Source organism: Vibrio sp. 10N.222.49.C9, from assembly GCF_041474985.1.
In the GTDB taxonomy this organism is placed as follows: Bacteria; Pseudomonadota; Gammaproteobacteria; order Enterobacterales; family Vibrionaceae; genus Vibrio; species Vibrio crassostreae_C.
Genome location: NZ_JBFRVD010000009.1, coordinates 59,833 through 73,621 on the forward strand (window position 1 = coordinate 59,833; position 13,789 = coordinate 73,621).

Consider the following 13,789-nt stretch of genomic DNA (forward strand, 5'->3'; position numbering starts at 1 on the left):
TTCACTTAAGAGTGAACGGCATTTTTGTTCTTAGCATACCGTTGTGGTCTGGGTTTAACTCTTCTAGGGAATGTCCTTTCCCTTCGCCCTTCAAGTATTAAGCTTTCAGCCATGTTGTGGAACCCCTTTAGCTGACGAGGTATTGCGCCTGGTGTTGAATAAGGTAAGCCTACAAGTAACGCTGATACATGAGCTAACGTGCCGTTAAAACTCAGTTGATAAGGAAGGTAATTTCCCTTTAAATTGAAGCAGAGCTCGACCATCTGATATCGGATTAAATTGTAAGTAAGCAAGATGCCCCATAACTCCTGCTTGACCAGCTCTGGTAAACGACTTCGCAGCGTAAGACGGTTTCCAAGCATGTATTGTTTTTGCTCTCGGTAGCCCAGCTCTATTTCCCAACGATGCTCATAAAGGCCTGCAATATCTTTTGATGGGTAACGCAGGGAGTCCGTCATGGAGGTTAATACTTGGTAGTCTTTTCCTTTAATTTTACGAGTGACAAGTCGAGCGGTTATCGACTTTGGTAAATCAGGCCATAGCTTTCTAGCTCTTGGATTACTGTGTAATTGAACAAGTTTGTCATTTCGCCCTAAAGATTGAACAATGTCATATTGTGTATTTTTCTTGAGGGGGATAAGCCAATGGCGCTCTGAGCCAGAGTCTTGCCATTTATGTAATAAACCTAAAGAATAGAACCCCTTATCGAACATTGTTACGCTATGGTTTGGTGTTGTTTCTATCAGTTTTTCAGCTAATATCATTTCGTTTGTATTGTAATTATCAAATGCACTGGCCGTAATAATGTGACTGCTTAGTTCCATTTGGCAGACCATTCTCACTTGCGGATATTGCGTCCCTTTTTGTCGAGAAAATGCCTTTTCATTTTGCGGGTTATCGGGCGTTCGCCAAACAACGCCATCGACGCCAAGCAGCGTTAATCCATTCCATTGGGGTAACTTTGCACTGTTTAACCATGACGTAGTCATTCGCTCAAAGACCGCTTTAATTGCGTCTTCACCCAACGTCTTTCGACGTTGAGTTAACGCACTCGGTGCGACAAAAGCTTTACCTGTACGGTCGACAATATCAAGTTGGTTCACTAAATCTTTCATGGATTTACTGTTATAGATAGCCATTCCAACAAGCAGCCACACCATGGATTCTAAAGTTAATTACCTCTTTCTCATCGTGACAGTATCAGTAAGAGAATAGGCTTCGTCAATGAGTTCAATTGGAAGCAAGTCAGACAAAGTCTCAACGCTGCTAGGTTTCCAATCATTAATTATGTTTAGAGCTTGAAAAACATCCATAAAAAAATCCAAGTGCATTAAATACACTTGGATTTTGACAGCTCTGAAGGATCCTTCAACCGATCGCTTTGGCTTTAACTGATCGGCATTAGACCTCGTGGTCGACTTTTCTTTGGACGTTCTTATCTAAACTAGATAGACGATCAAGACTTCTGCATACGCTTTTTCAAGCGCGCTAAATCAATTGCACTTGAGCGTACAGTAAGCTTGATGCATTCGTAGTCGTATTCTTCCTTCACCACACTCATGTTTGAGCGAATCTCACCGATAATGCCTTGTCCAGAATAAGGAATCGTGATCTCTTCTTCGATCATGCCTTGTTCAGCCACACCCACAATGTACTTGTGTAGTTTGGTGATATCGAGCGGGTCACGAGTCGAGGTCAGCATTGCATCTGGGAATTCTTCAATCAGCTCTAACTGTTCTTCTTCGCTCAATCTATCGCACTTGTTCAGTACCAATAGTTTTTCGCTGCCTTCAACGCCCACTTGCGCTAATACTTCGTGTACCACATCAAGCTGTGCGCGGAATGAAACATCAGAAGCATCAACCACATAAAGCAGCAATGAAGCATCATGCGCTTCTGCTAGTGTTGAGTGGAATGAAGCAACCAGATCGTGTGGCAGTTTCTTGATGAAACCCACCGTATCTGACACTAAGATACGCGGCTGAGTGATCGGCTGAAGTGCACGAACCGTGGTATCTAAGGTCGCGAATAGCTTATCTTCACCGCTCACTTCGGTTGCGGTCATAGCGCGCATCATCGAAGATTTACCCGCGTTGGTGTAGCCAACCAGAGCAACAGTGAAAAGCTCCGAACGCTGAGTGCGTCGGTTCTTCATTTCGTCCTGTACGCTAACCAGCTCACGTTTAAGCGCAGCAATTTGGTCACGTACTTTACGGCGGTCTAGCTCTAATGAAGTTTCACCAGCACCCTGACCCATTTGACGCTCTTTATCACCGTCGGCTGTTTCACGCAGTCGAGGCACTAAGTAGTTTAGGCGAGCGATTTCAACTTGCAGACGTGCGGTACGAGTACGAGCATGGCGGCTAAAGATCTCGATGATGATACCAGTACGGTCAAATACCTCGACACCCAAGTGCGCTTCTACATTACGCAGTTGAGATGGGCTCAAATCACAGTCGAATACCACTACGTCAGCAGTACCAAACTCCACATCTTCAGATGGAAGATCATCAAAATCTAATTCATCGATACTAGCGCGAAAATCAAAAGATTCATCGATAAAATCTTCATCTTCTGCTTCTTCAATCGAACCTTGGTAACCGGTGAGGTGTGCAATTTCTGCAAGCTTACCTGCGCCCAACACGTTTTGTCGTTGTGTTGAACTGTGGTGCTGTGATTGTGTACCGACCACTTTAAACCCTAGGGTTGTTACTAAGCGAGCAAGTTCGGCAAGAGACTCTTTTGCTTCGTCACCTTTGAAGTCCGGTGTCGTAATAGAAATAAGTAAAGCGTTACTAGCTGAGGGTTTTGCTGTTAGTTTCATGTATTCTTCTGTTTATGCACTAATGTGCAACCTAGTATTTGGTCTAAAGTAGCGCGATCCTACGCTGTTCTCGGTCAGCTTTATAGAGCTAACGGAGGCTATTTGGCGATATTATTGCAGTTAATCCATTTATCTCGTTTATCCCTCTGTTTTCGTGAGGAAATAAAACAGGCTAAAACAACAAAAAAGACAGCATCACGTTACTTATTAGTAATTAGTGATACTGCCTTTGCTTAAGCTTAGACTCTCATTGAGCTACTGTCTCAAAAACTAAAAATCAATTCTCGCTTCAGTCTGAGCATCAAAGAATACCGCCTTTGATAAGTCAAAATGCAGCGGCGCCATTTGCCCAACTGACACTTCAAATTCTGGCGACAAGCGACATGCCACTTCTTGGTCGTTCACTTTCACCATCGCAATCGTATCTGGCCCTGTTGGTTCTAGCACTTCTAACTGCAAGTCTAGCTTGGTCGTTGCCGACACATCTTCACTTTCCTGCTCGGTAATATGTTCAGGGCGCAGGCCAATCACCACTTCTTTGCCATCTTGCTCACGCATGCTTTGTGGTAATCGAATGTGGTGCTCTTGCTCAGCTGTACCCGTTACTTTGATGATCGGATTCTGCTCATCATCCAAATCCACCATGGTCTTAATGAAGTTCATAGATGGTGAACCCATAAAGCCCGCCACGAACATGTTATTTGGCTTGGTGTAGATCTCTTGCGGCGTACCGAGTTGCTGCAGTTCACCATCTTTCATCACCGCAATACGGTCAGCCAAGGTCATCGCCTCGATTTGGTCATGGGTCACGTAGACAATGGTGGTGTTCAGCTTTTGGTGCAGACGTTTGATCTGGTGTCGCATCTCGACACGTAGCTTGGCATCCAAGTTAGAAAGCGGCTCATCGAACAGATACAGCTTAGGACGACGCGCCAAAGCGCGCCCCATAGCGACACGTTGACGCTGACCACCAGATAGCTGCGATGGTTTACGATCAAGCAGTTGTTCGATTTGTAGCATTTCAGCGACGCGATTCACTTCTGCGTCGATTTCGTCTTGTGGCATCTTGCGGATCTTCAAGCCGAAGGCGATATTGCCGCGTACCGTCATGTTTGGGTAAAGTGCGTACGACTGGAATACCATCGCGATGTCGCGGTCTTTAGGTTCAACCTGGGCCACGTCAACACCATCAATCACGATTTCACCCGAGCTAATATTTTCTAGCCCAGCAATGGTGTTCATTAGGGTGGATTTTCCACACCCCGAAGGGCCGACAAGTATCAAGAACTCCCCCGAATCGATACTGATGTCGATGCCCTTTAACGTTTCGTTGTCCGCGTTGCGATAGGTTTTACGGATCTGTTTTAAATCTAATGTTGCCATGGGTAATTATCCTTTTACTGATCCTGCCGTTAGGCCACGAACAAAATATTTTCCTGCGAAGACATACACCAACAGCGTTGGCAGCGCGGCGATGATCGCGGCAGCCATATCAACGTTGTATTCTTTAACGCCCGTGCTGGTGTTGACTAAGTTATTTAATGCTACGGTGATTGGCTGAGTCTCTGAGCCGGAATACACCACCCCGAACAAGAAATCGTTCCAGATTGCGGTGAACTGCCAGATCACCGTCACCATGATGATAGGCGTAGAGATCGGTAATAAGATCTTGAAGAAAATGGTAAAGAAGCCTGCACCATCCAGTTTTGCTGCTTTGATCAATTCATCCGGAATCGAGATGTAGAAGTTACGGAAAAACAGAGTTGTAAACGCCATGCCGTAGATAACGTGCACAATCACCAAGCCGATGGTTGTGTTCGCTAGCCCCATCTTGCCGAGCATGGTTGCCATTGGTAGTAGCACCACTTGGAACGGAATGAAGCAACCAAACAACAGTAAGCTGAAGAACAGATTCGAGCCTCGGAATTGCCATTTCGTCACTACATAACCATTGAATGCACCGAGCAATGTTGAAATCGCAACCGCAGGAATCACCATTTGGAACGAGTTCCAGAAGTAGCCTTTGATGCCTTCACATTTCACGCCCGTACAGGCGGTGTCCCACGCTTTATACCAAGCATCAAACACCCACTCTTTCGGTAAGCTCATCAAGTTACCTGCCTTGATGTCTGGCAGAGTTTTGAATGAGGTCAGCGCCATGACAAACAATGGCATTAGATACACCAAGCAGAAGAAAAGCAGTGCTGAATAAATAAAGATTCGAGCAAAATTGATGTTATTCATCATGACTTTTTCTCCCTAAGTTCAGAGTAAAGATAAGGCACGAGAATCGCTAAGATACCAGCAAGCATCATCATGGCACTGGCAGCACCAAGGCCGATTTGTCCACGCGTAAATGAGTGTGCGTACATGAATAACGCAGGAAGATCCGATGAATAACCTGGGCCACCCGCTGTCATCGCGGTCACAAGGTCGAAACTCTTAATCGCAATGTGTGAGGTGATGATCACCGCGCTGAAAACCACAGGGCGCAAGCAAGGTAGAATGATTTTCAGATAAATAGTGGGTAAGCTTGCCCCATCAATTTGAGCCGCTTTGATGATTGAAGAATCAATGCCACGAAGGCCGGCTAAGAACATCGCCATCACGAAGCCTGACGACTGCCAAAGTGCTGCGATAACCAAGGTATAGACCGACATTTCAGAGTCGACTAACCAATCGAATTTGAAGTCGGTAAAGCCCCAATCTTGCATCAGTTTTTCAATGCCAAGACCCGGATTGAGAATCCATTTCCAAGCGGTACCCGTCACGATGAATGACAAGGCCATTGGGTATAAATAAATGGTACGAATCGCGCCTTCTTGACGGATGTTCTGGTCAAGCAATACCGCCAAACCCACACCCAACAAGATAGCAATCGCCATGAACAGAAAACCAAACACACCGAGGTTGGTGATTGAGGTGATCCAGCGATCGTTGTCCATCAGCTTTTCATATTGAGCTAAACCAACAAAGTTGAAGCTCGGTAAAAATCGAGAATTCGTAAACGACAGCGCCGCCGTCCAGAATATATAGCCGTAGATACACACCACGGTCACTAACGCGGTCGGCGCCAGTACAATCTTGGGTAACCAATGTTGCAACCTGTCAGCAAAGCTAGGCTTGGGCGCAGGCTGGCTCCTTGTGGGTTTTGGAGTCGACTCAGTCAAAACATGCTCCATAACTTATCCTTGTTGCACAATCGAGCCAATGGCTTACCTTTCGGCACCACATCAGCATCACGCATATCAGAATTGGGAGTGAAGAGTAGATAGACTCCCTACGAGCCTACCCACCCTGGGGGTTTGGTAAAGCAACACAACCCGTCACTCACGTGCGTTGTGTGTCGCTTATCAAGTTAGATTAGATAGCCGCTTTCACAGCTTTCGCTAACTTAGCCGCCGCTTGTTTTGGATCGGCATCTTTTTCGTTGAAGAAGTTGGTTACCACGTCGTAAATCGCGCCTTGAGCGTAGCTTGTTGTCGCTAGGCCGTGAGCCATACTCGGAACAAGATCGCCAGATTTCGCACTCGCTTTGAAGGTTGCCATTGAATCCAACGCACATTGGTCGAACTTAGACATGTCCATATCTAGACGTACAGGGATAGAACCCTTGTTAAGGTTGAAGACTTCTTGGAAATCTTTGGTAAGAATGGTTTTCGCTAGGTCTTGCTGCGCTTTTTGGTTCTCTTTGTCACTCAGCTCAAAGAACGCAAAGCTATCGATGTTGAAAGTGAATTGGCCATCAGTGCCCGGTGCTGGTGCACAGATGTAATCTTTACCCGGTACTTTGCCTGCCGCAGTAAATTCACCTTTCGCCCAGTCACCCATGATCTGCATTGCCGCTTCGCCATTGATAACCATCGAAGTTGCTACGTTCCAATCACGACCCGGAGAGTTGCTGTCGATGTAATCACGCATCTTTTTGAACTTGGTGAATACTTCCACCATTTTGTCACCAGACAACACGTCCATATCCAGGTCAACGAACGCTTTGTTGTAGTCTTCACTGCCTAGCACATCAAGTGCCACCGCTTCGAATACCGTCGCGTCTTGCCAAGGTTGACCACCGTGAGCCAGTGGAATGAAGCCAGCCGCTTTAATCTTGTCTGCGGCAACAAAGAACTCATCTAACGTAGTTGGAACCGTCACGCCTGATTTTTCTAAAACAACAGGGTTCGCCCAAAGCCAGTTAACACGGTGAACGTTGACAGGAACTGCGACATATTCGCCATCCCACTTCATCACTTTAGTGACCACTTCTGGCAGTAGCTCATCCCATTTTTCTTGTTTCGCAGTTGCATCGAGAGACGTTAGAAAACCTAAACCACCCCACTCTTGAATATCATGACCTTTAATCTGCGCCGCAGATGGAGGATTGCCCGACACTGCTCGAGTTTTCAAAACAGTCATCGCACTTTCACCGCCGCCACCAGCAACAGCGAAATCTTTCCAAGTATGGCCTTGTTCTTCAATCATCTCTTTCAGTACAGCTGCGGATTTCGCTTCGCCACCGGCAGTCCACCAGTGAAGCACTTCCACTTCACCAGCTTGAGAAAATGTTGAGGCAGCAAGAAGAGATAGAGTAAGTAGGGTTTTATTGATTTTCATTATTATCTTCCATGTTTTAGCGGACTCGACGTCCGGTTCAATACAGAGTCTACTTATTCTGATTTGTAAGATTGAAACAAAAGGTAAGCTCAATGTAACACAATTGTTACATTAAACTTCTAGGCCGCGTGGAATATAGACTTTAGCTTCTAAGCCGCCTTGAGGGGAGTTACGAATAATGAGATCTCCGCCGTGTCCGTGTAGGATGTTTCGACAGATTCCAAGCCCTAAACCGTGTCCTTGGTCGTCAGTGGCGAGCCTGAAGTAAGGTTCAAACACCAACTCTAACTTGTCTTCAGGAATACCTTTTCCGTGATCTTGAATAGTCACGATAACCCACACCGAATCACTGTTAATATCGACTTCAGCTGATGTCCCATATTTCACAGCGTTGTCGATAAGATTGGTCAGCACACGTTTAATGGCTAATGGTTTGCCGACTAACGGGTCAACCACAATGGGCTCAAACTCAACCAAGGTTTGATGTTGGTTGTGCAGTTCAATCACGGAGAGCATCATCTCATTGAGGTCGATAATGGCGTTGTTTTCGTGAAGGTCGGTATCTCTTACCGCTTGTAAAGCGCCCTTAACCATCATCTCAAGCTCATCCAAATCCTTATTGAACTTGTCTTTCTTTACTTCGCTTTCCAATAGCTCGGCTCGTAGTCTAAGCCGTGTTATTGGTGTCTTTAAATCATGTGAGATTGCAGAGAAAAGGTGCTCACGGTCGGCAACATAGCGACGAATCCGTTGCTGCATTCGATTAAACGCTCGGGTCGCCGTCACCAGCTCAGTAGCCCCCTCTTCGTTAAGTGGCGGCTGCTGAATATCCATACTCATCTCATTGGCCGCTCTTGCTAATTTTTTAAGAGGGCGTACTTGCCGACGAATCATCAAGTAAGTCAAAACCAAAAGAATGAGGGTCGAGGAAACTAAGAAGATCACCTGTTCTCTGCCGAGAATCGTATCGTCGAGTTTGACGTAAGGCGCAGGCAACAACGCGGCGATATACACCCATTCATGACTGGCTAATTCTATCTGAACAACCAGAATAGGAGGGTTAAGAGGTTCTAAGGTTAAAGTATGATGTGCCCACGATCGTGGGAGATCGCTCAAGTAGATGTCATTTTTAAGCAAACGAAGATGTTCAGGGCGAGAGAAATCAACCCGCACTGATTCGACTTTATTGAGCTTGCTACTCAAAACACTTTCTATCGCTTCAATCGAGGCGGTTTTTAAACGGGTATCAGGGATCGGTTCGACAATCAACGCCTCTTTATTGAAAGAAACGAAGAAGCGCGTACCGCCCATATTGCGGATTTGATCCAACACGATATGGCGATATTTAACGGGCAGAGACTGGAAGAAAGTCACCGTCGAGGCAAACATATTGGCCATGCTTGAAGAGGCAGAACGAATCCCTTCTAGCTCTTTGTGTTTGGATTCGCTATACCAAATAGACGTTGCGATACCTTGAGCTATCACCACAGCTAACAAGGTCAGTAACAATGTTCTGGCAACCAAAGAGTTTGGCTTTAACCGACTCAACCCGTTCATAGGAAATACTTCATTGCCGAGGTGCTCATTAACATCACTTGATTATCAGTGTTCATACTGAACAGGCACAGCGAGGATATAGCCATTACCGCGCATGGTTTTGATGTAGTGAGGATACTTGCCACTGTCGCCCAATCGGCTTCTCAGACGACTAAGCTGCACATCAATGCCTCGCTCAAAAGGCAACGCTTCACGGCCTCTGGTCGCGAATGAGATAGTGTCACGGTCGAGAACTTCGTTAGGGCGAGTTAAGAACAACATCAACAGAGAAAAATCACTGCCCGACAAATCCATCTCTTCCGAGTTTTCATTGTGGGAAATTCGATGCGCTAACGTATCAAGCGTCCAATCACCAAAAACAATCTGTTTTGGCAATGCATCACTTGTCTTGTCATCCACCACTTGAACGCGGCGCAACAACGCTTTGATACGCGCCATTAACTGACGAGGGCTAAACGGCTTGGCAATGTAATCATCAGCACCAATTTCTAAGCCGATAATTTGGTCGGTTTCATCCGATACGGCAGTCAGCATGATGATAGGCACATTCGATTGCTTACGGACGCGTTGACACAAGGTAAAACCATCGTCACCGGGTAGCATCACATCAAGCAGAATCAGATCTGGATAACCTTGGTTTTGCAGATGAGCTTCTAGTTCAACACCATCTCCCACAGAAGAAACATCGAAACCAGATTTTGTGAGGTACTCTTCCAGCAGCTCGCGGATTTCTTGATCATCATCCACCACGAGAATTCGAGTATTTGTTGGCATCGCCCAAACCTATTAAATTTACAACTTATTCACATAGTGTATAGGCTGGCCGATTGTTTGATTATTGACATGTTTGTAAAGTTAGAAGAACAAACAGATAAAGATCACAACTTAGTGACCTCTATCTGAATCTTTAGGGCTTAATCCGCTATTGGTTGGTTATGAAGAGCAGCTGATCTCCATGGCTTTACCCCACTCAGGAGGTAGAGCCGCAAGGTATTCATAATCCGGGTGTTCCGCATAAGGGTCTGCCAGTACCACCATCAAAGCGTCAATATCGCTGCTATCACCGCGCTCTGCTTTGTCTATCGCTAGCTGAGCTAGGTAGTTTCTGAGGATGTATTTCGGGTTTACCTGTCTCATATTTTCGCAGCGCTCGATCACTGAGCTATCTTCCAATTCACAGCGTTGTAAGTAGTTATCTACCCACAGCTTTGCTGCCTCTCGGTCGATAACCAAATCAATCACTTCTTGCGGCTGCAAGGTATCCAAATTCGACAACGTTCTAAAAAATCTTGGGTAGTCGACTTTGTTTTGCGACATCAGCTCGAACATAGATTCGAACAAACGACTGTCGCCTTCTTGTTTCGAAAGTAGCCCCAACTTACGACGCATCATCTGACTAAAGTAACCGTTCATTTGCGGTTCGTACTGCTCTAAAGCCGCCTCTAAGTCGGCCTTATCCACCAGCGGAGAAAGTGAGTGAGCCAGTGCCGACAGGTTCCATAAACCTATTCTCGGTTGCTGGTTGAATGCGTAACGACCTTGGTAATCAGAGTGATTACAGATCAAGCGAGGGTCGTATTCGTCAAGGAAGGCGAATGGGCCGTAATCGAATGTTTGCCCGATGATCGACATGTTATCGGTGTTCATCACGCCATGAGCAAAACCATTCGCTTGCCACAACGCGACCATTTCCGCAGTGCGATCGACAATCTCATTAAACATGGCAGCGTAGGGCTTTTCTTGATCAAGGCATTTCGGGAAGTGCCATTCGATGACTTTATCAGCCAGTAATTTATGTTCTGCCAACTGATTGGTATAAAACAGATGTTCAAAGTGACCAAAACGAATGTGGGATTCAGCAGCACGCACCAACAATGCGCCCCACTCTTGTTTCTCACGATAAACTGGCGTGTCACTGGTCATCATGGCTAATGCACGTGTGGTTGGGATATTAAGCCCCGCCATTGCTTCGCTACATAAGTACTCACGAACCGTTGATCGAATAACAGCGCGTCCATCCCCCATACGAGAATAAGGCGTTTTACCTGCACCTTTGAGGTGTAAATCGAACGTTTCGCCACTTTTCGCGACAACTTGAGCTAATAACAGCCCTCTTCCATCACCTAAATCCGGATTATAAGAACCAAACTGGTGGCCTGCGTATTTCATTGCTACAGGCGCAAACTGTTCAGGTTCAACATTGCCAGATAACGTTTCAAGCAATTCCTCGGAAGCATCATCAAATGACGGAAAGCCGAGTTCATCCGCAAGCTTATGGTTCCATGCGAGCCATTGGACATCGCTGAGCGGTGTAGGTTGAATTGGGGTATAGAACAGTCGAGGTAATGCAGTAAATCGATTGTTAAATGAAATAGAATCCCAGACAGACATGAGAGATACACTGTAGATAAAAGATAACTTAAGATTATCACAGTTTCGTAACAACTTCAGAAGTGCGATGGCGCTTGTTTATAGAGGTAAGGTGATAAACCATTCCACAGGAAGAAAGTGGCGACTAGGAGTAAATGACTAGGGGAAGCTTGCTAAAAGAAGGTGACTAAGAAAAAGTTAAGTGGCTAGCCTGATGAGAAAAGCCACATTTATAAGAGAAAGAGTTCTGACTTTGAAGACTTTTTAACAAGTGATTTCATAATAAAAACTAAAACTATAGAGCCATGAAGCTGACTACATTAGAGCAAGAATACCCACTAGAGAAAGGGTAGAGAAAATCCAAGTACGACTGATTACGCCAAAGTTACTGTGTTGAATCATTTCTTGATGCTGCATATGTCTCTCCTTGAGAACGTGATGGTGTAACTACAATATATCGGCTTTTCGCCAAAAGCAGCAAGCACATTAATATTAACATTTTATGACAACACCAAGAATATTCTGTAATAATTCACCTCTCTGATAAAACAGAAAGTTATGCTCGACTGGTCGTCGAAAGCAGTGCACCAGCCCCAATAAAGACACCTCCAGTGACACGATTAAATACCTTAGCTCGGCCTTTCGCAAACAACCAATTTGACGACTTCGCCCCCAAGTAGGCATACACCAGTAACCAAGACAATTCCATCACTGCGAAGGTCAAAGCAAACACGGTAAACTGTGGTAATAGCGCAATTGAGGGATCAATAAACTGTGGGAAAAGTGCGGTAAAAAACAGGATAGCTTTGGGGTTACTTGCGCCAACAATAAAGCCACTTAAGTAATGCTGCGCAGCACTTTCTTTGACAGATTGAGCACCGCTTTGTTGATTCGATAGGTTGTCATAATCTTGTTGGCTAGAGCGCAGAGACTTCCAGCCGAGGAAGATCAGATAAGCTGCACCAGTCCATTTTATGACATTAAATACCACTTCAGACGAAGCAATAATTACCCCTAGCCCGGTAAACGATAAAGTTAAAATACCAGTAATCGCAGTTAAGCTCCCCAAGGCAGTAAATATCGATAATTTAAAGCCAGATTGCACACCTTTGGTCATGCACAATAAAGAACTTGGGCCTGGTGATGCCGTTAAAATTAGCACCGCTAATAAATAATAAATCCATGTATCAAAGCTCATCGTGAATCCTCCTTAACTCACTAAAACGACTAAATATTAAACACCAATATGTAATAAGCCCTCATATTAATCAACTAAATATTGCGCTTAACGTCTTCGATATAAATGCAAACATCTTTAATCTAGGCAATAAAAAACGCCATGCATTGCTGCATGGCGTTTAAATAAAAACGTTTCAAATCGAACGCCTTACTAGATGTCAGGTTCTAAGCTTACAGCCCTAAGATAGGGGCACTAACCTAATAATTGAAACCTAGTCTTTGTAGATAGAGAACTCATCAGCGCAAGCAACAAGCTGCTCACGAGTGATCATGAATACGCCATGACCACCGTTAGAGAATTCAATCCAAGTGAATGGAATCTCTGGGTACTGATCCATCATATGAACCATTGAGTTACCAACTTCACAGATAAGAATACCGTCGTCAGTTAGGTAGTCTGGTGCATTAGCTAAGATGCGACGAACCAATTTCAGACCGTCTGTACCCGCTGCTAGGCCAAGTTCTGGCTCGTGAGTAAACTCATCTGGCAGGCTGTTCATATCTTCTTCGTCCACGTAAGGTGGGTTAGATACGATCAGGTTGTATTTCTCTTTTGGCAAATCACGGAAAAGATCTGAACGGATTGGGAACACTTGCTGCTCCATGCCGTGATCTTGAACGTTCTGCTCTGCAACTTGCAATGCGTCAGTAGAGATATCAATCGCATCTACTTCAGCGTCTGGGAATGCGTGAGCACAAGCAATAGCGATACAACCACTACCCGTACACATATCCATGATGCGAGTTGGCTCTTCAGTTAACCAAGGTTGGAATTGAGCTTCGATCAGCTCACCAATTGGAGAACGAGGCACAAGAACGCGCTCATCAACGAAGAACTCAAGACCACAGAACCAAGCTTTGTTGGTTAGGTAAGCCGTTGGTGTACGATCATTAATACGCTTGATTACGCGCTCAACAATACGTAGACGTTCGCTGCTCGTTAGACGAGAGTTCATCACATGCGAAGGAACATCAATCGGCAGATAAAGAGTAGGTAAGATAAGTTGTACTGCCTCATCCCACGCGTTATCAGTGCCGTGACCATAAAATAGGCCCGCTGCGTTAAAGCGGCTAACAGTCCAACGAATCACATCTTGAAGCGTGTGTAGTTCTGATACCGCTTCTTCTACAAAAATCTTATCCAAAATTGTCTCCGAAAAGCGCTACAATACTGCTAATTACGTTTCT

Annotated in this window: 10 protein-coding genes and 1 pseudogene; all 11 read right to left on the reverse strand. The window is 45.3% G+C overall.

The annotated features are described in order from the left end of the window. Positions 1-5: 5 nt before the first annotated feature. The 11 genes and pseudogenes from AB4585_RS03755 to prmB all read right to left on the reverse strand — a co-directional run bounded on the left by AB4585_RS03755 (position 6) and on the right by prmB (position 13,746). Positions 6-1,313, reverse strand: a pseudogene (locus AB4585_RS03755) (IS4 family transposase). A 143-nt stretch (positions 1,314-1,456) separates the two neighbouring features. Continuing rightward, positions 1,457-2,824 carry a GTPase HflX gene (gene hflX / locus AB4585_RS03760; protein ID WP_136974229.1) on the reverse strand — a complete coding sequence of 456 codons (1,368 nt, stop codon included), beginning with the start codon at positions 2,822-2,824 and terminating at the stop codon, positions 1,457-1,459. A gap of 270 nt (positions 2,825-3,094) precedes the next feature. Further along, positions 3,095-4,207 carry an ABC transporter ATP-binding protein gene (locus AB4585_RS03765; RefSeq protein ID WP_017066148.1) on the reverse strand — a complete coding sequence of 371 codons (1,113 nt, stop codon included), beginning with the start codon at positions 4,205-4,207 and terminating at the stop codon, positions 3,095-3,097. A 6-nt stretch (positions 4,208-4,213) separates the two neighbouring features. Beyond that, positions 4,214-5,071 (reverse strand): carbohydrate ABC transporter permease, encoded by an 858-nt coding sequence (locus AB4585_RS03770; RefSeq protein WP_009848502.1) that lies wholly within the window; start codon positions 5,069-5,071, stop codon positions 4,214-4,216. Then, complete coding sequence (locus tag AB4585_RS03775) at positions 5,068-6,006, reverse strand: carbohydrate ABC transporter permease (protein ID WP_017060634.1); 939 nt, start codon at positions 6,004-6,006, stop codon at positions 5,068-5,070. Before AB4585_RS03775 ends, AB4585_RS03770 begins: the two co-directional genes overlap by 4 nt. A 181-nt stretch (positions 6,007-6,187) precedes the next feature. Beyond that, the gene (locus AB4585_RS03780) at positions 6,188-7,435 is read right to left on the reverse strand and encodes an ABC transporter substrate-binding protein (protein ID WP_017066147.1); all 1,248 of its coding nucleotides are present in this window, start codon (positions 7,433-7,435) and stop codon (positions 6,188-6,190) included. Between the two features lie 111 nt (positions 7,436-7,546). Next, entirely contained in the window at positions 7,547-8,992 is a 1,446-nt protein-coding gene (locus AB4585_RS03785) for an ATP-binding protein (protein ID WP_372155424.1), read from the reverse strand. 45 nt (positions 8,993-9,037) lie between these two features. Continuing rightward, a complete protein-coding gene (locus AB4585_RS03790) occupies positions 9,038-9,766 on the reverse strand; it encodes a response regulator (protein WP_017060637.1) in 729 nt (242 codons plus the stop codon). 159 nt (positions 9,767-9,925) lie between these two features. Next, entirely contained in the window at positions 9,926-11,383 is a 1,458-nt protein-coding gene (locus AB4585_RS03795; protein WP_372169358.1) for a protein adenylyltransferase SelO, read from the reverse strand. Between the two features lie 535 nt (positions 11,384-11,918). Continuing rightward, entirely contained in the window at positions 11,919-12,560 is a 642-nt protein-coding gene (locus AB4585_RS03800; RefSeq protein ID WP_372155420.1) for a LysE family translocator, read from the reverse strand. 253 nt (positions 12,561-12,813) lie between these two features. Continuing rightward, the gene (gene prmB / locus AB4585_RS03805) at positions 12,814-13,746 is read right to left on the reverse strand and encodes a 50S ribosomal protein L3 N(5)-glutamine methyltransferase (RefSeq protein WP_017060640.1); all 933 of its coding nucleotides are present in this window, start codon (positions 13,744-13,746) and stop codon (positions 12,814-12,816) included. Between the last annotated feature and the right edge of the window lie 43 nt (positions 13,747-13,789).

Bases quoted from the DNA above. Each gene is read 5' to 3' on its own strand.
- hflX (WP_136974229.1), bottom strand. From the start codon at position 2,824: ATGAAACTAACAGCAAAACCCTCAGCTAGTAACGCTTTACTTATTTCT.
- AB4585_RS03765 (WP_017066148.1), bottom strand. From the start codon at position 4,207: ATGGCAACATTAGATTTAAAACAGATCCGTAAAACCTATCGCAACGCG.
- AB4585_RS03770 (WP_009848502.1), bottom strand. From the start codon at position 5,071: ATGATGAATAACATCAATTTTGCTCGAATCTTTATTTATTCAGCACTG.
- AB4585_RS03775 (WP_017060634.1), bottom strand. From the start codon at position 6,006: ATGGAGCATGTTTTGACTGAGTCGACTCCAAAACCCACAAGGAGCCAG.
- AB4585_RS03780 (WP_017066147.1), bottom strand. From the start codon at position 7,435: ATGAAAATCAATAAAACCCTACTTACTCTATCTCTTCTTGCTGCCTCA.
- AB4585_RS03785 (WP_372155424.1), bottom strand. From the start codon at position 8,992: ATGAACGGGTTGAGTCGGTTAAAGCCAAACTCTTTGGTTGCCAGAACA.
- AB4585_RS03790 (WP_017060637.1), bottom strand. From the start codon at position 9,766: ATGCCAACAAATACTCGAATTCTCGTGGTGGATGATGATCAAGAAATC.
- AB4585_RS03795 (WP_372169358.1), bottom strand. From the start codon at position 11,383: ATGTCTGTCTGGGATTCTATTTCATTTAACAATCGATTTACTGCATTA.
- AB4585_RS03800 (WP_372155420.1), bottom strand. From the start codon at position 12,560: ATGAGCTTTGATACATGGATTTATTATTTATTAGCGGTGCTAATTTTA.